The organism is Pseudomonas putida (assembly GCF_026625125.1).
Lineage (GTDB): Bacteria > Pseudomonadota > Gammaproteobacteria > Pseudomonadales > Pseudomonadaceae > Aquipseudomonas > Aquipseudomonas putida_X.
This window is the reverse complement of record NZ_CP113097.1, coordinates 362842-385704: the sequence shown is the minus strand read 5'-3', so window position 1 is coordinate 385704 and position 22863 is coordinate 362842. Positions and strand designations below refer to the sequence as shown.

Here is a 22863-nt window from a genome sequence, read left to right as displayed (position 1 = left end):
AAGCTGCAAGCGGCAAGCAAGAGCAGGCCGGTGGCGATCGCGCTTTTTCTTGCAGCTTGCAGCTTGAGGCTTGCGGCTTGCGGCTTGCGGCTTGCGGCTTGCGGCTTGCGGCTTGCGGCTTGCGGCTTGAAGCTTGAAGCTTGGCAACCCGAGCCCAGCAACGGATAATGCCCAGTTTTTCCACCTGCGCACCCAGGCGCTCCTCCGCGCTAGCGGTCGAAAAGAGATCCCAATGAAAGACACCATTCGCCAGCTGATCCAGCAAGCCCTCACCCAACTCGTCACCGACGGTGTGCTGCCTGAAGGGCTGTCGCCGGCGATCCAGGTGGAAAACGCCCGGGACAAGACCCACGGCGACTTCGCCAGCAACATCGCGATGATGCTGGCCAAGCCGGCCGGCATGAAACCACGCGACCTGGCCGAAAAGCTGATTGCAGCCCTGCCGGCCAGTAGCGACATCAGCAAGGTCGAGATCGCCGGCCCAGGTTTCCTCAACTTCTTCCAGAACACCGACGCCCTGGCCAACCGCCTGGATGCCGCCCTGGCCGATGCACACCTGGGTGCGCGCAAGGCTGGCCCTACGCAGAAGGTCGTGATCGACCTATCGGCGCCGAACCTGGCCAAGGAGATGCACGTCGGGCACCTGCGCTCGACCATCATCGGTGACAGCGTCGCCCGCGTCCTGGAGTTCCTGGGTGATGAGGTCATCCGCCAGAACCACGTGGGCGACTGGGGTACTCAGTTCGGCATGCTGCTGGCCTATCTGGAAGAAAACCCGATCACCAGCGACGAGCTGTCTGATCTGGAAAACTTCTACCGCGCGGCCAAGAAGCGCTTCGACGAGTCCGAGGATTTCGCCACTCGCGCCCGAGGCCTGGTGGTCAAGCTGCAGGCCGGCGACCCCGAGTGCATGGCGCTGTGGACGCGCTTCAAGGACATTTCACTGTCGCACTGCCAGAAAACCTACGAGCTGCTCAACGTCAAACTGACCATGGCCGACGTGATGGGCGAAAGCGCCTACAACGCCGACCTCGCCAACGTGGTGGCCGACCTCAAGGCCAAAGGCCTGCTGGTCGAGGACCAAGGCGCCCAGTGCGTGTTCCTCGAAGAGTTCAAGAACAGCGAAGGCGAGCCGTTGCCCGTGATCGTCCAGAAGGCCGACGGCGGCTACCTGTACGCCACCACCGACCTGGCAGCCGTGCGCTATCGCAGCAATGTGCTCAAGGCCGACCGCGCGCTGTACTTCGTCGATCAACGCCAGGCCCTGCATTTCAACCAGGTGTTCGAAGTGGCGCGCCGCGCCGGTTTCGTCGGCCACCCGATGCAGATGGAACACATGGGCTTCGGCACCATGAACGGCGCCGATGGCCGCCCATTCAAGACCCGCGATGGCGGCACCGTGAAGCTGATCGACCTGCTCACCGAGGCCAAGGACCGTGCCTACGCCCTGGTCAAGGAGAAAAACCCGAGCCTGGCCGAGGACGAACTGCGCCGCATCGGTGAAGTGGTCGGTATCGGCGCGGTGAAATACGCAGACCTGTCGAAGCACCGTACCAGCGACTACAGCTTCAACTTCGAGCTGATGCTCAACTTCGAAGGCAATACCGCGCCTTACCTGCTGTACGCCTACACCCGCGTGGCCGGCGTGTTCCGCAAGCTGGGCAAGGGCTTTGACGAGGTGGATGGCCACATCGTGCTGCAGGCTGCCCACGAGCAGGACCTGGCTGCACGCCTGGCGCAGTTCGGTGAAGTCCTCAACAACGTTGCCGAGAAAGGCACCCCGCACGTGTTGTGCACCTACCTGTACGACCTGGCCGGCCTGTTCTCCAGCTTCTACGAGAATTGCCCGATCCTCGCCGCCGAAACCCCCGAGCAACAGCAGAGCCGCCTGCGCCTGGCGGCCCTGACGGGGCGCACCCTGAAGCAAGGTCTGGAGCTGCTCGGCCTGGAAACCCTGGAGCGCATGTAAGTTGGCTGCCAAGAAAAAACCAGCTCCGAAGCGCGGCGCAAGCCGCACCCAGGCACCGGCCAAACAGCCGATTCCCGGCTGGATATGGCTGGCAGTCGGCCTGACGGTCGGCGCCTTCATCGTCTTCCTGATGAAGCTCGAGCCTGGGGGCGGCGACATCAAGCGCGCCCAGCCCGATCAGCAGAAGCCCGCGAAAGTGGCCGAAGCGGGCAAGACCGCGACGGCCACGACGCAGCAGCCGGTAAAGCCCAAGTATGACTTCTACACCCTGCTGCCCGAGTCGGAAGTGATCGTGCCGCCAGAAGCCGTGCCTGAGAAGACGCCGCCTGTCCCAGCCCAGCCGGTGACCCCGGTCACACCTGCCGAAGCGGCGAAAATCGACACTGCGCGCGCCCAGGCCGCACTGCTGGGCCAGACGCCACCGCCGGCGCCACCAGTGATCAAACCTGCAGCCACCACGCAGTACTTCCTTCAGGCGGGCTCGTTCCGCAAGCAGGCTGACGCCGACAGGGTGCGGGCGCAGATCATCCTGCTGGGCCAGACGGTGAAGGTGGAATCAGGCACGGTCAAGGATGAAACCTGGTACCGCGTGCTGGTCGGCCCCTACAGCAACCGCGAGCAGTTGACCGGTGCGCAGAAGCAACTGGCCGGCGCAGGGTTCAGCAACCTGCTACTGCAGCAGCGGCAGACCCGCCAGTAACGAAAAAGGCCTTGTCGCTCAGCGTGACAAGGCCTTTTTTGTGCTCAACGGCGCTCGGCGTTGGCCTGGGAAATCTGGCCGTTCAGCGTCCAGAAGTCATACAGCACACCCACCAGGAACAGGCCACCGGTAAAGAAGTAGATGATCGCGGTGATCCACTTGCCCTGGTACAGGCGATGCACGCCAAAAATGCCGAGGAAGGTCAGCAGTACCCAGGCAATGTTGTAGTCGATGCGCCCAGACTGGAAGCGTAAGTCGGCCTCCCGGTCCATCGACGGGATCAGGAACAGGTCGATCAGCCAGCCTATGCCCAGCAAGCCCAGCGTGAAGAACCAAATGGTCCCGGTGATCGGCTTGCCGTAGTAGAAGCGGTGCGAGCCGGTGAAGCCGAAAATCCACAACAGGTAGCCAATGACCTTGCTGTGGGTGTCGTGAAACGGCGCCCCGTGTTCATAACTGTTCATTCATAGCCCCCATGGGTTAGCCGAAAATTTTCTAAAAAAAAATGTGACTTTTTCGCGGCAGGCCGACGTACGGCAACATGACAATCGACCAACGGATCAAAAATTGATCGAAAAGCTGTTATAAAGTTGCGCGCCAACACCAAAACCACTATTAAAACTTCACAAGAGCTTCATCTATGCCGCCTTTGTTAAAGACATGGCTGACCCTCTGCCTATTATTGCCCCTGGCCGCCCACGCCACCAACCGTGAGCAACGTCTTCCAAATGGTTTCACCGGCTATACCACCAATGCCACGGTGAAACGCGCACCGAGCAAGCACATCGCGATGCGTGCACGCGCCACTAACGCTGGCCAGGTGCACAACCTGCCGGTCGCCGCCATGTCGCCGAAACAGAGCAGCGACGTGCTTAGCCGCGCCGTGAATGTGCTCGGCACACCTTATGTTTGGGGCGGCAGCAGCCCTAAAAAAGGGTTCGATTGCAGCGGGCTGGTCAAGTATGCCTTCAACGAGGTGGCTGACGTCGACCTGCCGCGCACCTCCAATGCCATGGCCAAGGGCCACGGCGTGAAGGTGGCCAAAAGCGACCTGAAGCCTGGCGACCTGATCTTTTTCAACATCAAGAGCCGCCGCGTCAACCACGTCGCCATCTACCTGGGCAACGATCGCTTCATCCACGCACCGCGCCGCGGCAAGCGGGTGAGCATCGACAACCTGAGCAAGCCTTACTGGCAGAAGCATTACGTCGTGGCCAAGCGGGTGCTGCCGAAGCAGCCGCAGCAGTTGGCTCTGGCCAAGCGCTGACCTGCCAGGCGACCCATCGATTGCTGGGGCCACCGCTACACGGCCCCGATCAATCCCTGCGCCTTCAATCGCTGCAATGCCCCCTCCATCGTGCGCATACCCTGCGCAGCACCCGCCTGCATCACCGAATTCAATTGCGCCATGCGCCCCTCGCGGATGAGGTTGCGCACCGCAGACGTACCCACCAGCACCTCCCGGGCTGCCACCCGCCCGCCCCCCGCACGCTTGACCAGCACCTGCGCAACCACCATGCGCAATGACTCCGCCAACATCGCCCGCACCAGCGGTTTCTCCTCGGCGGCAAACACGTCCACCAGCCGGTCGACACTACCGGCAGCCGAGCGCGTATGTACGGTTGCCAACACCAGGTGCCCGGTCTCCGAAGCCCGCAACGCCAGGCGAATCGTCTCCAGGTCGCGCAATTCGCCTATGACGATCACGTCCGGGTCCTGACGCAAGGCGCTGCGCAACCCTTGGGAAAAATCGCGGCAGTGTCGACCGATCTCACGCTGATTGACCAGGCTTCGCTGGCTGCTGTGGATAACTTCGACAGGGTCTTCGAGGGTGATGATGTGCAAGGGCCGCTGCCGGTTCAGCTGATCGACCAGCGCCGCCAACGTGCTGGACTTACCACTGCCGGTAGGCCCACCGAGCAGAATCAGGCCGTCAGTCCACTGCGCAACAGAACGAAACACATCTTCAAGGTCGAGCTCGTCGAGTGTCGCGATCCGCTTCGGGATCAAGCGAAAGGTGGCCGCCGGGCCATTCAACTGGCGAAACAGGTTCAGGCGAAAGCGCCCAAGCGGGGGCAGTTCCAGTGCCAGGTCCTGCTCGTCACCTTGCGCCCACTGCTGGCGCCGGCGCTCATCGAGCAGCGGCGCCAGGGCATTGGTCAACGCCAAAGGCGTCATGCTCGGTAGCGCCATGCGCCGCAGTTCACCCTCCACGCGCAGCATCGGTATCTCGCCCGCGGCCAGGTGCAGGTCGCTCGCCCCTGCATCGCCAGCCCGAGCCAACAGGTCAGTCACGTCCATGAGACTCCCCAACGGCCATCAAGCAGGTAGAATGCCGCTGACTCCTGAGCCAACGGCATCGATCCATGTCCACCATAGCAGACAACCTTCGCGCCCTTGCCGCCCGTATCGATAGCGCAGCCAAGGCGGCTGGGCGCGACCCGGCCAGCCTCACGTTGCTGGCAGTCAGCAAGACCAAACCGGCCAGTGCCATCCGCGAGCTGCATGCCGCAGGGGTATGCGATTTCGGTGAGAACTACCTGCAGGAAGCCCTGGCCAAACAGCAGGACCTGCAGGACTTGCCCTTGATCTGGCACTTCATCGGCCCCATTCAGTCGAACAAGACCAAAGCCATTGCCGAGCATTTCGACTGGGTACACTCCGTGGACCGCCTGAAGATCGCCCAACGCCTGTCTGAACAGCGCCCACCCAGCCTGCCGCCACTGAACATCTGCCTGCAGGTGAATGTCAGCGGCGAGGCCAGCAAATCGGGCTATGCGCCCGAGGACTTGCCGGGCCTGGCCAATGCCGTGGCCACACTGCCCAACCTGCGCCTGCGCGGGCTGATGGCCATCCCCGAACCCAGCGAAGACCGCGCCGAGCAAGAAGCCGCCTTTGCCAGCCTGCGCCAGCTGCAGGAGGGCCTGAATCTTGGCCTTGATACCCTGTCCATGGGCATGAGCCATGACTTGGAAGCCGCCATCGCGCAGGGTGCGACCTGGGTGCGTATCGGCACCGCCCTGTTCGGGGCCCGCAGCTACGGCCCCGTCTGATTCCATGCTTTACTCACTCTTTCCCTCAAGGACCTGACATGAGCAAGACACGTATTGCTTTCATCGGCGCCGGCAACATGGCTGCCAGCCTGATCGGCGGCCTGCGCGCCCAAGGCCTGGACGCCACGCAGATCCGCGCCAGCGATCCAGGCGCCGAAACCCGCACCCGGGTCCAGGCCGAGCACGGTATCGAGGTATTCGAAGACAACGCACAAGCCACCGCCGGGGCCGACGTGATCGTCCTGGCAGTCAAACCGCAGGTGATGAAAACCGTCTGCGAGGCCCTGCAGCCGAACCTGCAGGATGGCCAACTGATCGTTTCGATTGCCGCCGGCATCACCTGCGCCAGCCTTCAGGCCTGGCTAGGCGCCCGCCCGGTGGTACGTTGCATGCCCAACACGCCGGCCCTGCTGCGCCAAGGCGTCAGCGGGCTGTATGCCACCGCCGAAGTCACCAGCACACAGCACCAGCAGGCCGAGCAGCTGCTATCGGCCGTGGGCACCGCCTTGTGGCTTGAGCACGAACACCAGCTCGATGCCGTGACAGCGGTTTCGGGCAGCGGTCCGGCCTATTTCTTCCTGCTGATCGAAGCCATGACTGCCGCCGGCGAGAAGCTTGGTCTGCCACGCGAAACCGCTACCCAGCTGACCCTGCAGACCGCACTGGGTGCCGCGCACATGGCGGTGGCCAGCGACGTTGACGCCGCCGAGCTGCGCCGCCGGGTCACTTCGCCAGCCGGCACCACAGAGGCCGCGATCAAGTCGTTCCAGAGCAACGGTTTCGAAGCCATTGTCGAGCAGGCACTGGCCGCCGCAGCGAAGCGTTCTGCCGAGCTGGCCGAGCAATTGGGCAAATAAGGAGTCTTAGATGAATGCATTGTCCGGCGCCGCGATCTTCGTGGTGCAAACCCTGGTCAGCCTGTACCTGGTGATCGTCCTGCTGCGTTTCGTGCTACAGCTGGTAAAGGCCAACTTCTACAACCCGCTGTGCCAATTCGCGGTGCGCGCCACGCAACCGCTGCTCAAGCCGATCCGTCGCATCATCCCAAGCGTCGGCGGCCTGGATACCTCGTCGCTGCTGCTGGCAGTGGTGATCCAGGCTCTGCTGATGGGCTTCGTGCTGATGGTGACCTACGGCACCTTCGGTGATGTGCTGCACCTGCTGATGTGGGCGATCATCGGCATCACCTCGCTGTTCCTGAAGATTTTCTGGGTCGCGATGATCGTCATGGTGATCGTGTCCTGGGTGGCGCCGAACAGCCACAACCCAGCGGCCGAGCTGGCCTACCAGATCAGCGAACCCGTGCTGGCGCCGTTCCGCCGCATCGTACCCAACCTGGGCGGCATGGACATTTCGCCGATCTTCGCCTTCATCGCGATCCAGGTGCTGCAATCGTTCGTCATGCCCCCGCTGGCAGCCTATGCCGGCATGCCGCAGGAACTGTGGCGGATGATCTGACCCCTGTTGTTCTCAGCGGCAAGCCTTTGCTTGCCGCTGGGGGTAGCGCTCTTTAGACTTACGCCTCCGTCAAGCGTGAGCAGGGTCGATGTCCACTGTCCTTCCCGAAGATTCCGTCGGTCTGGTTACACCGCAAATAGCCCGGTTCGATGAACCGCTGGCCTTGGCCTGTGGCCGCTCCCTGGCCAGCTACGAGCTGGTCTACGAGACCTATGGCACCCTCAATACCAACGCCAGCAATGCTGTGCTGATCTGCCATGCGCTGTCTGGCCACCATCACGCGGCCGGCTACCACGCTGCCACCGACCGCAAGCCCGGCTGGTGGGACAGCTGCATCGGCCCCGGCAAGCCGATCGACACCAACCGTTTCTTCGTGGTCAGCCTGAACAACCTCGGTGGCTGCAACGGCAGCACTGGCCCCAGCAGCGTCAACCCCGCCACCGGCAAGCCGTATGGCGCCGATTTCCCGGTATTGACCGTCGAAGACTGGGTACACAGCCAGGCACGCCTGGCCGATCGCCTGGGCATCCAGCAGTGGGCGGCCATCGTCGGCGGAAGCCTCGGCGGCATGCAGGCCCTGCAGTGGACCATGACCTACCCCGACCGCGTGCGCCATTGCGTCGACATTGCCTCGGCACCTAAGTTGTCGGCGCAGAACATCGCCTTCAACGAAGTGGCGCGCCAGGCCATCCTCACCGACCCTGAATTCCACGGCGGCTCGTTCCAGGACCAGGGCGTGATCCCCAAGCGTGGTCTGATGCTGGCGCGCATGGTCGGGCATATCACCTACCTGTCCGACGACTCGATGGGTGAAAAGTTTGGCCGGGAGCTCAAGAGCGACAAGCTCAATTACGACTTCCACAGCGTGGAATTCCAGGTAGAGAGCTACCTGCGCTATCAGGGCGAAGAGTTCTCCGGGCGCTTCGACGCCAACACCTACCTGCTGATGACCAAGGCGCTGGACTACTTCGACCCGGCGGCAGCCAATGGCGGCGACCTGGCCGCGACCCTGGCCCACGTCACAGCCGACTACTGCATCATGTCGTTCACCACCGACTGGCGGTTCTCGCCGGCTCGCTCGCGTGAGATCGTCAATGCCCTGATGGCGGCACGCAAGAACGTCTGTTACCTGGAGATCGATTCCCCTTACGGGCACGATGCCTTCCTGATTCCCACGCCTCGCTACATGCAGGGTTTCGCGAACTACATGAACCGCATCGCCATCTGAGGACAGCATGAGAGCCGATCTGGAAATCATCCACGACTGGATTCCCGCCGGCAGCCGGGTACTCGACCTGGGCTGCGGCAGTGGCGAGCTGCTGGCTTCGCTGCGTGACCGCAAGCAGGTTACAGGCTACGGGCTGGAAATCGACCCCGACAACATCGCCGCGTGCGTGGCCAAAGGCGTCAACGTCATCGAACAGGACCTGGACAAAGGCCTGGGCAACTTCGCCAGCAACAGCTTCGACGTTGTGATCATGACCCAGGCCCTGCAGGCCGTGGAGTACCCCGACCGCATTCTCGACGAGATGCTTCGGGTGGGCCGCCAGTGCATCATCACCTTCCCGAACTTCGGCCACTGGCGTTGCCGCTGGTACCTGGCAACCAAAGGCCGCATGCCGGTTTCGGACTTCATGCCGTACACCTGGTACAACACGCCGAACATCCACTTCTGCACATTCGCCGACTTCGAACAGCTGTGCCATGAGCGCCGCGCCAAAGTCCTGGACCGCCTGGCCGTCGACCACTTGCACCGCAACGGGTGGGGCGGCCGGCTTTGGCCTAATCTGTTAGGGGAAATCGGCATCTACCGCGTCAGTAGCCCAGGCCTGCAGGAGCACCCGCTCGCGGTCTGACGCCCAGCAGAGGAATCGCCCCATGCGTCGCCTAGCCCTGTTCCTGATCAGCCTGTGCCTGGCGCTGCCGGCACTGGCGGCCGATGCCGCCAAAGCCGAGCGCAAGGAGGTGTTCGGCGACGTGACGGTGCACTACAGCGCCTTCACCTCCAGCATGCTGCAGCCGGACATTGCCGCCGCCACTGGGCTTGTACGCAGCAAGAATCAGGGGGTGCTCAACATTGCCGTGCTCAAGGCCAGCAAACCCGCCATGGCGGTGGTCAGCGGCACGGTGAAAGACCTCACCGGGCGCAGCAACCCGTTATCGTTCAAGCAAATCACCGATCGCGGCGCGATCTACTATATCGCCCAGTTCAAGATCGACCAGGCCGAGACGCTGACCTTCGACCTGAATGTCGAAACCGGCGGGATCAGTCATAAACTCAGCTTCAACCAGGAAGTGTTCCCAGGCGAATGATGAATCTCCAGCAACTCGTATTGGCCAGCCACAATGCCGGCAAACTCAAGGAACTTCAGGCCATGCTCGGCCAGACTGTACAACTGCGCTCGATCGGTGAGTTCAGCCAGGTAGAGCCGGAAGAAACCGGCCTGTCGTTCGTCGAAAACGCCATCCTCAAGGCGCGTAATGCCGCACGCATTTCCGGGTTGCCGGCGCTGGCCGACGACTCCGGGCTGGCGGTCGACTTTCTCGGCGGCGCGCCAGGCATCTACTCGGCGCGTTATGCCGACGGTAAGGGCGATGCAGCAAACAACGCCAAACTGCTCGAAGCACTCAAGGATGTCCCGCAAGATCAGCGCGGCGCCCAGTTCGTCTGTGTGCTGGCGCTGGTACGCCATGCCGACGACCCACTGCCCATCCTCTGCGAAGGCCTGTGGCATGGGCGCATCATGTTCGAAGCCAGCGGCGATCAAGGGTTTGGCTATGACCCGCTGTTCTGGGTGCCTGAGCGCAACTGCTCGAGCGCCGATCTCGCGCCTGCCGACAAGAACCAGCTCAGCCACCGCGCGCGGGCCATGGTCCTGCTGCGCCAACGTCTGGGCCTGGCATGATCGAAGTGCTGCCCACCCAGCCGCGCCAGCCTGGCGTGGCGGGTTTCGCCACGCTGCCGCCTTTGGCGCTGTACATCCACATTCCGTGGTGCGTACGCAAATGCCCGTACTGCGACTTCAACTCCCACGCGGCCGGGCCTGAGCTTCCGGAAGAGGCCTATGTCGATGCCCTGCTGACCGACCTCGACCAAGAGCTGCCAGCGGTTCAGGGGAGGCCGATTTCGTCGATCTTCTTCGGCGGCGGCACTCCGAGCCTGTTCAGCGCCCATGCCCTCGGCAGGCTGCTGCGCGGCGTGGAGCAACGCATCCCCTTCGCCCCGGACATTGAAATCACGCTGGAAGCCAACCCAGGGACGTTCGAGCAGGAGAAGTTCAAGGCGTACCGGCAAACGGGCATCAATCGCCTGTCGATTGGCGTGCAGAGCTTCCAGCCGGCCAAACTGCAAGCGCTCGGGCGCATCCACAATGGCGACGAAGCGATCCGCGCAGCGGGCATGGCCCGGGCAGCCGGCTTCGACAACTTCAACATGGACCTGATGCACGGCCTGCCCGATCAGTCGCTGGACGATGCGCTGGGCGACCTGCGCCAGGCCATCGACCTGGGGCCGACGCACCTGTCCTGGTACCAACTGACCGTGGAGCCAAACACGGTGTTCTGGAACCAGCCACCGGAACTGCCCGAGGACGACATCCTTTGGGACATCCAGGAGGCTGGCCAGGCCCTGATGGCGGCCCACGGCTACAAGCAGTACGAGGTTTCGGCCTATGCCCAGGCTGGGCGTGCCGCCAAGCACAACCTCAACTACTGGCGCTTTGGCGATTTCATCGGCATCGGCGCTGGCGCCCACGGCAAGCTGACCTTTGCCGATGGGCGCATCCTGCGCACCTGGAAGACCCGCCTGCCCAAGGACTACCTGAACCTGGCCAAGCCGTTCAAGGCTGGCGAGAAGCTGCTGCCGGTGGACGAACTGCCGTTCGAGTTCCTGATGAACGCCCTGCGCCTGACCGATGGCGTGGAAGCCCAGATGTTCAGCCAGCGTACCGGCCTGCCACTGGCACAGCTGGCTGAGGCCCGCCGCGCCGCCGAACAAAAAGGCCTTTTGCAGGTCGAACCGGATCGGTTGGTGGCCACGCCCCGCGGCCAGTTGTTCCTCAATGACCTGCTGCAGTATTTCTTGACCTAAGGATGACCCATGGATCTGGTACTTGACCTGCTGGCAACGGTTTCCCGCTGGAGCCGTAGCAACCTGTCTGAGATTTCGCTGGCCTTGGTAGGCTGCCTGCTGGTGCTGTTTGGTACCGACATCAAGGGCTGGGTGGAACAACGGCTGGGCGGCCTGGCAGGAGCCCTGCGGGTGCCGTTCATGGCGCTGCTGGTGATGATCGGCAGCGGCGCGGCGTTGATCTATGCCACGCCGTGGGTGGTGAGGGGCCTGAGCCAGTTCAACAACTACGCGTTGGCGCCGGTGCTGTTGGTGGTGCTGGTGTTGATTGGCGTGGTCGCTGATCGGCGGGGATAACGCTCACTGGACGCTGCCCCGGCATCAGGGCAGCCCTACCACTGGGCTGCCCATACAGGGTGCGCCGAAGTGATCCGCATGAAATCACCCCGGGCCTTGAATGCAAACAAGCCCCGAAGGGCTTGCACAGGCAGATCAGCGCACAATCGAAAGGCTCAAACGGCCAATCAATCGACCTTCTCGAACTTCAAATCCCAAACCCCATGGCCCAAGCGCTCACCACGGCGCTCGAACTTGGTGATGGGACGTTCTTCGGGACGCGGTACATAAGCCCCGTCCGCTGCCAGGTTGCGGTATCCCGGAGCCGCGCTCATCACTTCCAGCATGTATTCGGCATACGGTTCCCAGTCGGTGGCCATATGGAATACGCCACCCGGCTTGAGCTTGCGACGCACCAGCTCGGCGAACTCCAGCTGCACGATACGGCGCTTGTGGTGGCGCGCCTTGTGCCATGGGTCGGGGAAGAACAGCATCAAGCGGTCGAGGCTGTTATCGGCCACGCAGCGGTTGAGCACTTCGATGGCGTCGCAATCGTAGACCCGCAGGTTCTTCAGGCCTTCGGTCAGCACGCCGTTCAGCAGTGCACCCACACCTGGGCGGTGCACTTCAACACCGATGAAGTCTTGTTCAGGTGCGGCAGCGGCCATTTCCAACAGGGAATGGCCCATGCCGAAGCCGATCTCCAGGGTGCGCGGCGCCGAGCGGCCGAACACCTGGTCGTAGTCCACCGGACTGTCGGCCAGCGGCAGGATATAAAGCGGGCCACCCTGGTCCAGGCCACGTTGCTGGCCTTCGGTCATGCGCCCGGCGCGCATCACGAAACTCTTGATGCGGCGGTGTGGGCGCGCTTCGCCGTCGGTGGTGATCGGCGTATCTTGCGATTCAGTCATCAGTAGCTCTTACTTGATCAGACCATCCAGCGGCGAAGACGCGCTGGCATAGAGTTTCTTCGGCATGCGCCCGGCCAGGTAGGCCATGCGCCCGGCGACGATTGCGTGTTTCATGGCCTCGGCCATCAGCACCGGCTGCTGGGCGTGGGCGATGGCCGAGTTCATCAGCACCGCTTCACAGCCCATTTCCATGGCGATGGTGGCATCGGAGGCAGTACCCACGCCGGCATCGACCAGCACCGGCACCTTGGATTCTTCCAGGATGATCTGCAGGTTGTACGGGTTGCAGATGCCCAGGCCAGTGCCGATAAGGCCGGCCAGCGGCATCACCGCGATGCAGCCTGCTTCGGCCAGTTGACGAGCGATGATCGGGTCATCGCTGGTGTAGACCATCACGTCGAAGCCGTCCTTGACCAGCACTTCGGCGGCCTTGAGGGTTTCGATCACGTTGGGGAACAAAGTCTTCTGGTCTGCCAGGACTTCCAGCTTGACCAGGTTATGGCCATCGAGCAATTCACGGGCCAGACGGCAGGTGCGCACCGCTTCGACGGCGTCATAGCAGCCGGCGGTGTTCGGCAAAATGGTGTAGCGGTCCGGCGGCAACACGTCGAGCAGGTTCGGCTCGCCCGGGTTCTGGCCGAGGTTGGTGCGGCGCACGGCGACAGTGACGATTTCAGCGCCCGAGGCCTCGATGGCCAGGCGGGTTTCTTCCATGTCACGGTACTTGCCGGTGCCAACCAGCAGGCGCGACTGGAAAGTGCGCCCGGCCAGGGTAAAGGGCTTGTCGCTACGAACGTTGCTCATCAGAGATCCTCTGGAATAGATTGCTGGGCTTGCAGGTGAATCACCAGGCCGGAATCAGCCGCCACCAATGGCGTGCACCACTTCGACCTGGTCGCCGTCGTTGAGCTGCGTGCTGTCGTGCTGACTGCGCGGCACGATATCCAGGTTCAATTCCACTGCCACCCGGCGCCCGGTAAGTTCCAGGCGGGTCAGCAGCGCCGCGACGCTTTCGCCAGCGGGCAATTCGTAGGGTTCACCGTTCAATTGAATGCGCATGCGCACGGCCACCATTGTGCGTTGGGGGCCAGCATTCTAGCGCCGATCAACGCGTTAACCCAAGGGCAGTGCACGCCATTAGTCGTGATTGTGGACCGCTTGGTCAGCCTAAGCGCCATGCCGCCATGCCCAGGCAGAGCCAGCCGGCCAGGAAGCACAAGCCACCGATAGGGGTGATGATGCCAAGCTTGCCCAGCCCGCTCAGGGTCAGCAGGTACAGGCTACCGGAGAACAGCACGATGCCCAGGGCGAACAGACCACCGGCCCAGCCAACCAGGCGCCCCGGCAAGTGCGCGGCGAGCAGCGCGACACCGAAGATTGCCAAGGCATGCACCAGTTGATAGGTCACCCCGGTTTGGAAGATGGCCAGGTAATCTGCGCTCAGACGGTTTTTCAGGCCGTGGGCGGCGAATGCGCCCAGGCCGACGCCGGTAAAGCCAAAAAAGGCGGCGAGCATGAGGAAGGTGCGAAGCATGGGACGACTCCTGGGATCGGGTCTGTATAATGGCCCGTTCCACCGGTCCGGCCAAGCCATCGCCATGCTGTCATCCCTACTCCGCCGCCTCGCCCGCGCCCTGCTCTGGTTCGCTGCCGGCAGCATCGTACTGGTGCTGGTGTTCCGCTGGGTGCCGCCTCCCGGCACGGCATTGATGGTCGAGCGCAAGGTGCAGTCGTGGGTCAGTGGCGAGCCGATCGACCTGCAGCGCGACTGGCAGCCGTGGGAGAATATTTCCGACGACCTCAAAGTCGCGGTCATCGCCGGTGAGGACCAGAAGTTCGCCAACCATTGGGGGTTCGACATCCCTGCCATCCAGGCGGCACTGGCCTATAACGAGCGCGGCGGCAGCGTCCGGGGTGCCAGCACATTGACCCAGCAAGTGGCCAAAAACTTGTTCCTGTGGCCGGGCCGCAGTTGGCTGCGCAAGGGCCTGGAAGCCTGGTTCACGGCGCTGATCGAGCTGTTCTGGTCGAAAGAGCGGATCCTTGAGGTCTACCTGAACAGTGCCGAATGGGGCAAAGGGGTGTTCGGTGCGCAAGCTGCGGCGCGCTACCACTTTGGTATTGATGCAAGTCGGCTGAGCCGCCAGCAGGCGGCTCAATTGGCTGCAGTGCTGCCCAGCCCCATCAAGTGGAGCGCCAGCCGGCCAAGCGCCTACGTGGCGAGCCGGGCAGGCTGGATTCGCCGGCAGATGAGCCAGCTGGGTGGGCCGAGCTACCTGATGCAACTGGATGCTTCGCGCAAGCCCTGAATGGATACGCGGGCTCTAACTGCCCCTTCCACAAGCCGGTAAAACCTGCACGAACAAAAAAGCCGCTCACCCTGCTATGGGTCAGCGGCTTTTTCAGGCATCAAGCGCCAATCAGGCTGCGATCAACGCTTTTACCTTGTTCATTGCATTCTTTTCCAACTGGCGAATACGCTCAGCCGAAACGCTGTACTTGTCCGCCAGCTCATGCAATGTGGCTTTCTCTTCAGCCAACCAACGCTGGTAGAGAATGTCGCGGCTACGCTCGTCCAGGCCCTGCAAGGCTTCATGCAGGTTGCTGGTGGAATTGTCGCTCCAGTCAGCATCTTCAAGCTGCACAGCCGGATCGTAGCGATGGTCTTCCAGGTAATGTGCAGGCGACTGGAAGGCGCTGTCGTCATCCGCCTCTGCTGCCGGGTCGAAGGCCATGTCCTGGCCACTCAGGCGGCTTTCCATCTCACGCACTTCACGCGGTTCGACGCCGAGGCTTTCGGCCACGCGGTGAACTTCATCGTTGTTCAACCAGGCCAGGCGTTTCTTCTGGCTGCGCAGGTTGAAGAACAGCTTGCGCTGGGCCTTGGTGGTAGCCACTTTGACGATGCGCCAGTTGCGCAGGATGAATTCGTGGATTTCAGCCTTGATCCAGTGCACGGCGAACGACACCAGACGCACACCCATTTCCGGGTTGAAGCGCTTGACCGCTTTCATCAGGCCGACGTTGCCTTCCTGAATGAGGTCGGCCTGGGCCAAGCCGTAGCCAGCATAGCTACGGGCGATATGTACGACGAAGCGCAGGTGGGCCATCACCATTTGCCGAGCGGCCTCAAGATCCTGCTCATAATAGAGACGCTCGGCCAGATCACGCTCCTGCTCGACAGTCAGCAGCGGGATGCTGTTGACCGTGTGCACATAGGCTTCCAGGTTTGCACCGGGAACCAGGGCATAGGCAGGTTGCAACGATGTGGTCATTCAAGAACCTCCGACTTACCAGACTCGTGCCTTGTGAGCACTGCCAACATAGACCTGGAACCAAGGTGCAAGTTCCAAAAATGAAAAATTGTCAATGCTGGCTCAGAAAAACTATCGCGGGGCCAGCTCGTTCAAATGGCGAGCCACCGCAATCCATGCACCGATATACCCCAACAGCACCGCTCCGATCAAGAGCGACAGACCATCGGATGCTGGCACCCCGCCCAGGGAGAAGTCGCTGCCGTAGAGCCCGGACAGCCCTACCACGGCCTCGTTCAGCCAGTTCAGGCCAAATGCCAGGATACCCCAGGCCAGCAGGCCCGCACCCAGGCCATACAACGCGCCCATGTACAGGAAAGGCCGCCGTACGTAGCTGTCGGTGCCGCCTACCAGCTTGATGACTTCGATCTCGGTACGGCGGTTTTCGATATGTAGACGAATTGTGTTACCGATTACTAACAGCAAGGCAGAAATCAGCATCACCGCCAGGCCGAAGACGAACCGGTCGCCCAGTTTCAGGATCGCCGCCAGGCGCTCCACCCACACCAGGTCAAGTTGTGCGTTTTCAACCCGAGGCAGCTCGGCCAGACGCTGACGCAGCGCTTCCAGGGCGGGCTTATCGACTTCGGTCGGGGTTACCACCACGACACCAGGCAGCGGGTTGTCGGGCAATTCACGCAAGGCTTCGCCCAGCCCCGACTGCTGCTGGAACTCTTCCAGCGCCTGCCCTGGGCTGATGTACAAGGCATCGGCCACCCCAGGCATGCTTTTGATCTCTTCGCGCAGGGCCTCGCCTTCCTTGCTGCCCGCGTCGAGCTTCAGGTACAGGGAAATCTGCGCGGCGCGCTGCCAGGAGCCCCCCAGCTTCTCGACGTTCTTCAACAGCAGCGACAAGCCCATGGGCATGCTCAGCGCCACGGCCATCACCAGGCAGGTGAAGAAGCTGCCGATTGGCTGCTTGCCCAGACGGCGCAGGCTGTCGGCCAGGCTGGCACGGTGGCTGTCCAGCCAGGCATGCAACAGCGTGCGGAAGTCCGGGCCGTCATCATCATGCTCGCCGCGCTTTTTCCGGGTATCCGCGTCGGCCGCCTTGGGCGCGACACGCTCGGAAACCTTGGGTGTACGTGTAGTGCTCATTGCCCGGCCTCCCCATCGCCGATCAGACGGCCGCGCTGCAAGGTCAGCATGCGGTGGCGCATGCGCGCAATCAGTGCCAGGTCATGGCTGGCGATCAACACCGTGGTGCCCAGGCGGTTGATGTCCTCGAACACCCCCATGATCTCTGCGGCAAGGCGCGGGTCAAGGTTACCGGTGGGTTCGTCGGCCAGCAGCAAGGCGGGCTGGTGGACGATCGCACGGGCGATACCGACCCGCTGCTGCTGGCCAGTGGACAGGTCGGCCGGGTACAGCTCCCCCTTGTCGACCAGCGACACACGCTCCAGCGCCGAATCCACGCGCTTGGCGATCTCTGCCTTGGACAGGCCGAGAATCTGCAGCGGCAGGGCGATATTGTTGAAAACGGTGCGGTCGAACAGCAACTGGTGATTCTGGAACACCACCCCGATCTGCCGACGCAGGAACGGGATCTGCGCATTGCTGATCTGGCCCAGGTCCTGCCCGGCCAGCATCAACTTGCCGCTGGTCGGGCGCTCCATGGCCAGCAACAGGCGCAGCAAGGTGCTCTTGCCGGCCCCGGAATGGCCGGTGACGAACAGGAATTCGCCCCGGCGCGCCCGGAAACTCAGCTCATGCAAGCCAACATGGCCGTTGGGATAGCGCTTGGCAACCTGTTCGAATCGGATCATGGGTGCTCTCGCTCGGCAAACAGAGCCTTGACGAACGGCTCGGCTTCGAAGGTGCGCAGATCGTCGATGCCTTCACCCACGCCAATGAAGCGGATCGGGATGTTGAACTGCTTGGCAAGAGCGAAGATCACCCCGCCCTTGGCGGTGCCATCCAGCTTGGTCAGGGCCAGGCCGGTCAGCTCGACGCTCTGATTGAAGTACTTGGCCTGGCTGATGGCGTTCTGGCCAGTACCGGCATCGAGCACCAGCAGCACCTCGTGGGGCGCCTCGGCGTCAAGCTTGCCAATGACCCGGCGAACCTTTTTCAGCTCTTCCATCAAGTTGTCTTTGGTGTGCAGCCGGCCGGCGGTATCGGCGATCAGCACATCGACGCCACGGGCCTTGGCGGCCTGCACGGCATCGAAGATCACCGACGCGGAATCGGCACCGGTGTGCTGAGCGATCACCGGAATCTGGTTGCGCTCGCCCCAGACCTGCAACTGCTCGACTGCGGCAGCACGGAATGTGTCACCCGCCGCCAGCATGACCTTCTTGCCCTCAAGTTGCAGCTTCTTGGCCAGCTTGCCGATCGTGGTGGTCTTGCCGGCGCCGTTGACGCCGACGACGAGGATCACATAGGGCTTGTTCTGCGCCTGGATCTTCAGCGGCTGCTCGACCGGGCGAAGCAGCGCGGCCAGTTCTTCCTGCAGCGACTTGTACAGGGCATCGGCATCGGCCAGCTGTTTACGCGCAACCTTCTGGGTCAGGTTCTGAACGATGATCGAGGTCGCCTCAACGCCGACGTCGGCGGTCAGCAAGCGTGTTTCGATCTCGTCCAACAGGTCGTCATCGATGACTTTCTTGCCCAGGAACAGGCTGGCCATGCCTTCGCCAATGCTGGCACTGGTCTTCGACAGGCCCTGCTTGAGGCGAGCGAAGAAGCCGGGCTTGGCAGGTTCGGCATCGGCTGGGGTGATGGCCGCGAAGGCCTGTTCGGGGGCCGGGCGCTCGGGAATCGCTGGCGGGGCCTTTGGCTCCAGGTCTGGAACCAGGGCGACCGGCTCTTCGGCAACGGGCAGGACCAGGTTGCTGACCGGGGCTTCGGGGGCTGCGGCCACTGGAGCAGGGCTTTCGAGCGGAGTGGCAGCAGGCTCGGAACGTGCCGGCAGGTCCACCCGCACAGGGGCCGCAGCAGGCTCGGGAACCGGCACTGGCTCAGGGAGCGGAGCTGGCTCTGGGAGCGGGGCCACTTCAGGAGCCGGAGCCGGAGCCGGGGCCGGCTCAGGCACCGGCGCGAGCGCTTGGGCCGGAGCGGGGGCAACGACAGGCGCAGGCTGCGGGGCCAGCACCGGCTCGGCGGGCCTTACCGGCTCAACGGCAGGCGTGGGCGCTTCGGCCGCAACCGGCTCAGGCTGCTCGGCGGCAGGCTGCGGCGATACCGGCTCTACTGCCTGCGCATCAGGGGCTTGTGGCTGTTCGGCGACAGGTTGCTGCGGCTTCTTGCGAAACCAGCTGAACAGGCCTTTTTTCTCGCCAGCCTCGGCCGGCGCTTTTTTGTCGTCGTTTGAACCAAACATGGAAGACGGCTATCTCAGGGTAGCGATGGGCCAGCAGCGGCTCATCTGGAATTCTCTAAACGCAGAACAGACTATTTTGAAGCCGGCTGGTTCATGCGCAATGTTTTGTCTTAATGGACCTGCAGGCCAGAACGGCGACAGGCATGGTCGCCAGGCAACCGGATCAGTATCCTAGCACCTCCTGGCCCGCCGACGCTAAACCCTGCAGGCCGCCGAACAGGTTAAACACCTTATGAATGCTCTAGCCCGCCGCGCCGCTGGCGTGTTGCTCGGCACGCTCTGCCTGCCGCTCGCAGCCTTTGCCGCCGATGTGCAACCCACCCACGAATTCATCCTCGACAACGGCCTGAAAGTGGTCGTGCGCGAGGACCACCGCGCGCCAGTGGTGGTTTCGCAGATCTGGTACAAGGTCGGCTCCAGCTACGAGACCCCCGGCCAGACCGGGCTGTCTCACGCCCTGGAGCACATGATGTTCAAGGGCAGCGCCAAGGTCGGCCCCGGCGAAGCTTCGCGCATCCTGCGCGACCTGGGCGCGGAAGAGAACGCCTTCACCAGCGACGACTACACCGCCTACTACCAGGTTCTGGCCCGCGACCGTCTGCCGGTGGCGCTGGAGCTGGAGGCCGACCGGCTGGCCAGCCTGCGCCTGCCGGCCGATGAGTTCAGCCGCGAAATCGAGGTAATCAAGGAAGAGCGCCGCTTGCGTACCGACGATCAGCCAAGCGCCAAAGCGTTCGAACTGTTCCGCGCCATGGCCTACCCGGCCAGCGGCTACCACACCCCGACCATTGGTTGGATGGCCGACCTCGAACGCATGAAAGTCGAGGAGCTGCGCCACTGGTACGAGTCCTGGTACGCGCCGAACAACGCCACCCTGGTGGTGGTCGGCGATGTTACCGCCGCCGAGGTCAAAGGCCTGGCGCAGAAATACTTCGGCAGTATCCCCAAGCGCGCTGTTCCGCCGGCCAAGCTGCCGCTGGAACTGACCGAGCCAGGCCGGCGTCAGCTGACCCTGCACGTGCGCACCCAACTGCCCAGCCTGATCTACGGCTTCAACGTACCGGGCCTTGCGACCGCCAAGGACCCACGCACCGCGCACGCCCTGCGGCTGATCTCGGCCCTGCTCGACGGCGGCTACAGCGCCCGCCTGCCAGCGCGCCTGGAGCGCGGCCAGGAACTGGTGGCCGGCGCCTCGTCCAGCTACAACGCCTTCACCCGCGGCGACAGCCTGTTCCTGATCTCGGCTACCCCTAACGTGCAGAAGCAAAAGGCCCTCGCCGATGTCGAGAAAGGCATCTGGCAGTTGCTCGATGAGCTCAAGACGACCCCACCGAGCGCCGAGGAACTGGAACGTGTACGTGCCCAGGTGATCGCTGGCCTGGTCTACGACCGCGACTCCATCAGCAGCCAGGCCACCACCATTGGCCAGCTGGAAACGGTCGGCCTGTCCTGGAAACTGATCGACAGCGAACTGGACGAACTCAAGCGTGTGACCCCAGAGGACATCCAGGCCGCCGCACGCACCTATTTCACCCGCGAACGCCTGAGCGTTGCCCATGTACTGCCTGAGGAGTCCGCTCATGAGTGATCGCAGCGCACCACGCTACACCCTGATCGGCACAGGCATCATCGCACTGGTGGTGGCGCTTGCCGCCGTGCTGGCGCGCCCCGCGCATTCCGAAGCCGACAGCACCGCAGCCCGCCCCGCCAATAACTTGCAATCGCTGGCCGAACTGGACGGCAAAGCCCCCAGCCGGCGCCAGCTGAACATCCAGAACTGGACCACCGCCGAAGGTGCACGCGTGCTGTTCGTCGAAGCCCGCGAGCTACCGATGTTCGACCTGCGCCTGACCTTCGCCGCCGGCAGCAGCCAGGACGGCAACACGCCAGGCCTGGCCACCCTGACCAACGCCATGCTCAACGAGGGCGTTGCCGGCAAGGATGTGACCGCCATCGCCGAAGGCTTCGAAGGGCTCGGCGCAGACTTCGGCAATGGCTCCTACCGCGACATGGCAGTGGCCTCGTTGCGTAGCCTCAGTGCCAAGGACAAGCGCGAGCCGGCCCTGAAGCTGTTCGCTGAAGTGACCGGCAAGCCGACCTTCCCAGAGGACGCACTCAAGCGCATCAAGAACCAGCTGCTGGCAGGTTTCGAATACGAGAAGCAGAACCCCAGCAAGATCGCCGGCAAAGCGTTGTTGAGCAACCTTTATGGCGAACACCCGTACGGCCATCCAAGCGACGGCACCGCTGAAAGCATCCCGGGCATCACCCTGGAGCAGCTGCGCGCATTCCACGCCAAAGCCTATGCAGCGGGCAACGCGGTAATCGCCCTGGTCGGCGACCTCAGCCGTGAAGAGGCCGAGGCGATTGCCGCCCAGGTCTCCGCCGCCCTGCCCAAAGGCCCGGCACTGGCCAAGCCTGCGCAACCCGTCGAGCCCAAGGCTGGCGCGACCCACATAGACTTCCCATCCAAGCAGACCCACCTGATGCTGGCCGAGCTGGGCATCGACCGCCAGGACCCGGACTGGCCAGCCCTGTCGCTGGGCAACCAGATTCTCGGCGGTGGCGCCTTCGGTACGCGCCTGATGAGCGAAGTGCGGGAAAAACGCGGCCTGACCTACGGCGTATACTCGGTATTCAGCCCGATGCAGGTGCGCGGCCCCTTCATGATCAACCTGCAGACCCGTGCCGAACTCAGCGAGGGCACCCTCAAGCTGGTGCAAGGCATTCTTGCCGACTACCTCAAGAGCGGCCCGACCCAGCAGGAACTGGACGACGCCAAGCGCGAACTGGCCGGTAGCTTCCCGCTGTCGAACGCCAGCAATGCGAGCATCGTCGGCCAATTGGGCGCCATCGGCTTCTACAACCTGCCCTTGACCTGGCTGGAAGACTTCATGCAGCAGTCCCAGGCACTGACCGTCGAGCAGGTCAAGGCAGCCATGAACAAGCACTTGGCCGCCGATAACCTGGTGATCGTTACCGTCGGCCCGAGCGTGCCGCAAAAACCGCTGCCAGCCCCTACTGACAAACCCGCCGAGCAGCCCCTCGGCGTACCGGAGCACTAATGCCTAGATCCACCCCTCCCGCCCGCCCTCAGCAGGGCCAAAGCAAGGGCCAGGGCCACCTGCGCATCATCGCCGGCGAGTGGCGCAGCCGCCGCCTGGCGGTGCCTGAAGGCGACGGACTGCGGCCGACCACCGACCGCGTGCGGGAAACCCTGTTCAACTGGCTGGCACCCTACATCGAAGGCGCCCGGGTGCTGGATGCCTTCACCGGCAGTGGCGCCCTGGTGCTCGAAGCGTTGTCCCGCGGTGCTGCAGATGCCGTTGCGCTGGACAGCAACCCAGCGGCTATCAGCAACCTGAAGAACAACCTGGAGATCCTGCGCTGCCCGCGCGGGCAAATCCTCCAGACCGACGCCCAGCGCTACTTGCAAGCACCGGCCAAGCAACAGTTCGACGTCGTGTTTCTCGACCCACCGTTCCATCAGGACCTGCTGGCCAACACCTGCAACCTGCTGGAGCAGAACCAGTGGCTGCGCGAGCAGGCGTGGATCTACACCGAGAGCGAAGCGGCTCCCTCTACCCTGCAAATGCCAGGCAACTGGCGCCTGCACCGCGAAAAAAAGACCGGCCAGGTGCATTACGCGCTGTGGCAGCGCGCCTGACGGCAAGCCGTAATTATGTAACGCAGGCAAGCGCAGAATCTCACCGAAGCTGCTCCTGGTCACC

General features: G+C 63.2%; 26 protein-coding genes. 16 read left to right on the top strand and 10 right to left on the bottom strand.

The window, feature by feature from the left end; genetic code table 11:
- Positions 1-232 precede the first annotated feature (232 nt).
- Both argS and OSW16_RS01865 read left to right on the top strand, forming a co-directional pair.
- Positions 233-1969 carry an arginine--tRNA ligase gene (gene argS, locus OSW16_RS01870; RefSeq protein ID WP_267820339.1) on the top strand — a complete coding sequence of 579 codons (1737 nt, stop codon included), beginning with the start codon at positions 233-235 and terminating at the stop codon, positions 1967-1969.
- 1 nt (position 1970) lies between these two features.
- Positions 1971-2669, top strand: coding sequence for an SPOR domain-containing protein (locus tag OSW16_RS01865; protein ID WP_267820337.1), 699 nt, complete (start codon positions 1971-1973; stop codon positions 2667-2669).
- Positions 2670-2713: 44 nt separating this feature from the next.
- On the opposite strand, the gene OSW16_RS01860 is transcribed toward OSW16_RS01865, so the two are convergent.
- Entirely contained in the window at positions 2714-3133 is a 420-nt protein-coding gene (locus OSW16_RS01860; RefSeq protein ID WP_267820335.1) for an NINE protein, read from the bottom strand.
- 176 nt (positions 3134-3309) lie between these two features.
- On the opposite strand from OSW16_RS01860, the gene OSW16_RS01855 reads away from it, so the two are divergent.
- A complete protein-coding gene (locus OSW16_RS01855; RefSeq protein ID WP_267820333.1) occupies positions 3310-3936 on the top strand; it encodes a C40 family peptidase in 627 nt (208 codons plus the stop codon).
- Between the two features lie 35 nt (positions 3937-3971).
- Here the strand turns inward: OSW16_RS01855 and OSW16_RS01850 are convergent, their stop codons facing one another.
- On the bottom strand, positions 3972-4970 hold the full coding sequence (locus tag OSW16_RS01850; RefSeq protein WP_267820331.1) for a type IV pilus twitching motility protein PilT: 999 nt from the start codon (positions 4968-4970) through the stop codon (positions 3972-3974).
- 65 nt (positions 4971-5035) lie between these two features.
- Here OSW16_RS01850 and OSW16_RS01845 point away from each other — a divergent pair, with 65 nt between their 5' ends.
- From OSW16_RS01845 to OSW16_RS01805, 9 genes are all read left to right on the top strand, one after another.
- Positions 5036-5722 carry a YggS family pyridoxal phosphate-dependent enzyme gene (locus OSW16_RS01845; RefSeq protein ID WP_267820329.1) on the top strand — a complete coding sequence of 229 codons (687 nt, stop codon included), beginning with the start codon at positions 5036-5038 and terminating at the stop codon, positions 5720-5722.
- A 38-nt stretch (positions 5723-5760) separates the two neighbouring features.
- Positions 5761-6579, top strand: a complete 819-nt coding sequence (gene proC, locus OSW16_RS01840) for a pyrroline-5-carboxylate reductase (protein ID WP_267820327.1) — start codon at positions 5761-5763, stop codon at positions 6577-6579.
- 10 nt (positions 6580-6589) lie between these two features.
- On the top strand, positions 6590-7180 hold the full coding sequence (locus OSW16_RS01835) for a YggT family protein (RefSeq protein WP_012312312.1): 591 nt from the start codon (positions 6590-6592) through the stop codon (positions 7178-7180).
- Between the two features lie 88 nt (positions 7181-7268).
- On the top strand, positions 7269-8408 hold the full coding sequence (gene metX / locus OSW16_RS01830) for a homoserine O-succinyltransferase MetX (protein ID WP_267820325.1): 1140 nt from the start codon (positions 7269-7271) through the stop codon (positions 8406-8408).
- 7 nt (positions 8409-8415) lie between these two features.
- Complete coding sequence (metW, locus tag OSW16_RS01825; RefSeq protein ID WP_241805087.1) at positions 8416-9036, top strand: methionine biosynthesis protein MetW; 621 nt, start codon at positions 8416-8418, stop codon at positions 9034-9036.
- Between the two features lie 22 nt (positions 9037-9058).
- On the top strand, positions 9059-9493 hold the full coding sequence (locus tag OSW16_RS01820; protein WP_267820322.1) for a DUF4426 domain-containing protein: 435 nt from the start codon (positions 9059-9061) through the stop codon (positions 9491-9493).
- Entirely contained in the window at positions 9490-10086 is a 597-nt protein-coding gene (rdgB, locus tag OSW16_RS01815; protein ID WP_046787037.1) for an RdgB/HAM1 family non-canonical purine NTP pyrophosphatase, read from the top strand. The genes OSW16_RS01820 and rdgB overlap by 4 nt, the downstream gene beginning before the upstream one ends.
- Positions 10083-11270, top strand: coding sequence for a radical SAM family heme chaperone HemW (gene hemW / locus OSW16_RS01810; protein ID WP_267820319.1), 1188 nt, complete (start codon positions 10083-10085; stop codon positions 11268-11270). Before rdgB ends, hemW begins: the two co-directional genes overlap by 4 nt.
- Positions 11271-11279: 9 nt before the next feature.
- The gene (locus OSW16_RS01805; protein ID WP_241805084.1) at positions 11280-11606 is read left to right on the top strand and encodes a DUF3392 family protein; all 327 of its coding nucleotides are present in this window, start codon (positions 11280-11282) and stop codon (positions 11604-11606) included.
- A 167-nt stretch (positions 11607-11773) separates the two neighbouring features.
- Here the strand turns inward: OSW16_RS01805 and trmB are convergent, their stop codons facing one another.
- The 4 genes from trmB to OSW16_RS01785 form a co-directional block, all read right to left on the bottom strand.
- Positions 11774-12496: a tRNA (guanosine(46)-N7)-methyltransferase TrmB gene (gene trmB, locus OSW16_RS01800; RefSeq protein WP_241805083.1), complete on the bottom strand. Its 723-nt coding sequence runs from the start codon at positions 12494-12496 to the stop codon at positions 11774-11776.
- Positions 12497-12505: 9 nt separating this feature from the next.
- Positions 12506-13300, bottom strand: a complete 795-nt coding sequence (locus OSW16_RS01795) for a thiazole synthase (protein WP_008092966.1) — start codon at positions 13298-13300, stop codon at positions 12506-12508.
- Between the two features lie 54 nt (positions 13301-13354).
- Positions 13355-13555: a sulfur carrier protein ThiS gene (gene thiS / locus OSW16_RS01790; protein WP_012312305.1), complete on the bottom strand. Its 201-nt coding sequence runs from the start codon at positions 13553-13555 to the stop codon at positions 13355-13357.
- A gap of 103 nt (positions 13556-13658) precedes the next feature.
- Positions 13659-14030: a DUF423 domain-containing protein gene (locus OSW16_RS01785; RefSeq protein ID WP_241805082.1), complete on the bottom strand. Its 372-nt coding sequence runs from the start codon at positions 14028-14030 to the stop codon at positions 13659-13661.
- Positions 14031-14094: 64 nt separating this feature from the next.
- On the opposite strand from OSW16_RS01785, the gene mtgA reads away from it, so the two are divergent.
- Positions 14095-14805 carry a monofunctional biosynthetic peptidoglycan transglycosylase gene (gene mtgA, locus OSW16_RS01780; protein ID WP_267824160.1) on the top strand — a complete coding sequence of 237 codons (711 nt, stop codon included), beginning with the start codon at positions 14095-14097 and terminating at the stop codon, positions 14803-14805.
- Positions 14806-14916: 111 nt separating this feature from the next.
- On the opposite strand, the gene rpoH is transcribed toward mtgA, so the two are convergent.
- From rpoH to ftsY, 4 genes are all read right to left on the bottom strand, one after another.
- Positions 14917-15771, bottom strand: coding sequence for an RNA polymerase sigma factor RpoH (rpoH, locus tag OSW16_RS01775; RefSeq protein WP_012312302.1), 855 nt, complete (start codon positions 15769-15771; stop codon positions 14917-14919).
- Between the two features lie 111 nt (positions 15772-15882).
- Positions 15883-16908 carry a permease-like cell division protein FtsX gene (ftsX, locus tag OSW16_RS01770; protein WP_267820313.1) on the bottom strand — a complete coding sequence of 342 codons (1026 nt, stop codon included), beginning with the start codon at positions 16906-16908 and terminating at the stop codon, positions 15883-15885.
- The gene (ftsE, locus tag OSW16_RS01765) at positions 16905-17576 is read right to left on the bottom strand and encodes a cell division ATP-binding protein FtsE (RefSeq protein WP_241805080.1); all 672 of its coding nucleotides are present in this window, start codon (positions 17574-17576) and stop codon (positions 16905-16907) included. The genes ftsX and ftsE overlap by 4 nt, the downstream gene beginning before the upstream one ends.
- Entirely contained in the window at positions 17573-19132 is a 1560-nt protein-coding gene (ftsY, locus tag OSW16_RS01760; protein WP_267820310.1) for a signal recognition particle-docking protein FtsY, read from the bottom strand. The genes ftsE and ftsY overlap by 4 nt, the downstream gene beginning before the upstream one ends.
- A 232-nt stretch (positions 19133-19364) precedes the next feature.
- Between ftsY and OSW16_RS01755 the strand changes: the two genes are divergently transcribed.
- From OSW16_RS01755 to rsmD, 3 genes are read left to right on the top strand one after another with little or no spacing between them, the layout of a single operon-like run.
- A complete protein-coding gene (locus OSW16_RS01755; RefSeq protein WP_267820308.1) occupies positions 19365-20720 on the top strand; it encodes a M16 family metallopeptidase in 1356 nt (451 codons plus the stop codon).
- The gene (locus OSW16_RS01750; protein ID WP_267820307.1) at positions 20713-22197 is read left to right on the top strand and encodes a M16 family metallopeptidase; all 1485 of its coding nucleotides are present in this window, start codon (positions 20713-20715) and stop codon (positions 22195-22197) included. Before OSW16_RS01755 ends, OSW16_RS01750 begins: the two co-directional genes overlap by 8 nt.
- Positions 22197-22799: a 16S rRNA (guanine(966)-N(2))-methyltransferase RsmD gene (gene rsmD / locus OSW16_RS01745; RefSeq protein WP_267820305.1), complete on the top strand. Its 603-nt coding sequence runs from the start codon at positions 22197-22199 to the stop codon at positions 22797-22799. Before OSW16_RS01750 ends, rsmD begins: the two co-directional genes overlap by 1 nt.
- Positions 22800-22863 lie beyond the last annotated feature (64 nt).

What these genes read in the sequence shown, in the direction of transcription:
- proC (WP_267820327.1), top strand. Translation starts at nt 5,761, where the DNA reads ATGAGCAAGACACGTATTGCTTTCATCGGCGCCGGCAACATGGCTGCC.
- metX (WP_267820325.1), top strand. Translation starts at nt 7,269, where the DNA reads ATGTCCACTGTCCTTCCCGAAGATTCCGTCGGTCTGGTTACACCGCAA.
- rdgB (WP_046787037.1), top strand. Translation starts at nt 9,490, where the DNA reads ATGATGAATCTCCAGCAACTCGTATTGGCCAGCCACAATGCCGGCAAA.
- metW (WP_241805087.1), top strand. Translation starts at nt 8,416, where the DNA reads ATGAGAGCCGATCTGGAAATCATCCACGACTGGATTCCCGCCGGCAGC.
- OSW16_RS01845 (WP_267820329.1), top strand. Translation starts at nt 5,036, where the DNA reads ATGTCCACCATAGCAGACAACCTTCGCGCCCTTGCCGCCCGTATCGAT.
- OSW16_RS01860 (WP_267820335.1), bottom strand. Translation starts at nt 3,133, where the DNA reads ATGAACAGTTATGAACACGGGGCGCCGTTTCACGACACCCACAGCAAG.
- mtgA (WP_267824160.1), top strand. Translation starts at nt 14,095, where the DNA reads ATGCTGTCATCCCTACTCCGCCGCCTCGCCCGCGCCCTGCTCTGGTTC.
- argS (WP_267820339.1), top strand. Translation starts at nt 233, where the DNA reads ATGAAAGACACCATTCGCCAGCTGATCCAGCAAGCCCTCACCCAACTC.
- OSW16_RS01805 (WP_241805084.1), top strand. Translation starts at nt 11,280, where the DNA reads ATGGATCTGGTACTTGACCTGCTGGCAACGGTTTCCCGCTGGAGCCGT.
- OSW16_RS01795 (WP_008092966.1), bottom strand. Translation starts at nt 13,300, where the DNA reads ATGAGCAACGTTCGTAGCGACAAGCCCTTTACCCTGGCCGGGCGCACT.
- OSW16_RS01850 (WP_267820331.1), bottom strand. Translation starts at nt 4,970, where the DNA reads ATGGACGTGACTGACCTGTTGGCTCGGGCTGGCGATGCAGGGGCGAGC.
- OSW16_RS01785 (WP_241805082.1), bottom strand. Translation starts at nt 14,030, where the DNA reads ATGCTTCGCACCTTCCTCATGCTCGCCGCCTTTTTTGGCTTTACCGGC.
- ftsE (WP_241805080.1), bottom strand. Translation starts at nt 17,576, where the DNA reads ATGATCCGATTCGAACAGGTTGCCAAGCGCTATCCCAACGGCCATGTT.
- trmB (WP_241805083.1), bottom strand. Translation starts at nt 12,496, where the DNA reads ATGACTGAATCGCAAGATACGCCGATCACCACCGACGGCGAAGCGCGC.
- rpoH (WP_012312302.1), bottom strand. Translation starts at nt 15,771, where the DNA reads ATGACCACATCGTTGCAACCTGCCTATGCCCTGGTTCCCGGTGCAAAC.
- thiS (WP_012312305.1), bottom strand. Translation starts at nt 13,555, where the DNA reads ATGCGCATTCAATTGAACGGTGAACCCTACGAATTGCCCGCTGGCGAA.
- OSW16_RS01835 (WP_012312312.1), top strand. Translation starts at nt 6,590, where the DNA reads ATGAATGCATTGTCCGGCGCCGCGATCTTCGTGGTGCAAACCCTGGTC.
- OSW16_RS01820 (WP_267820322.1), top strand. Translation starts at nt 9,059, where the DNA reads ATGCGTCGCCTAGCCCTGTTCCTGATCAGCCTGTGCCTGGCGCTGCCG.
- rsmD (WP_267820305.1), top strand. Translation starts at nt 22,197, where the DNA reads ATGCCTAGATCCACCCCTCCCGCCCGCCCTCAGCAGGGCCAAAGCAAG.
- hemW (WP_267820319.1), top strand. Translation starts at nt 10,083, where the DNA reads ATGATCGAAGTGCTGCCCACCCAGCCGCGCCAGCCTGGCGTGGCGGGT.
- OSW16_RS01750 (WP_267820307.1), top strand. Translation starts at nt 20,713, where the DNA reads ATGAGTGATCGCAGCGCACCACGCTACACCCTGATCGGCACAGGCATC.
- ftsX (WP_267820313.1), bottom strand. Translation starts at nt 16,908, where the DNA reads ATGAGCACTACACGTACACCCAAGGTTTCCGAGCGTGTCGCGCCCAAG.
- OSW16_RS01855 (WP_267820333.1), top strand. Translation starts at nt 3,310, where the DNA reads ATGCCGCCTTTGTTAAAGACATGGCTGACCCTCTGCCTATTATTGCCC.
- OSW16_RS01755 (WP_267820308.1), top strand. Translation starts at nt 19,365, where the DNA reads ATGAATGCTCTAGCCCGCCGCGCCGCTGGCGTGTTGCTCGGCACGCTC.
- ftsY (WP_267820310.1), bottom strand. Translation starts at nt 19,132, where the DNA reads ATGTTTGGTTCAAACGACGACAAAAAAGCGCCGGCCGAGGCTGGCGAG.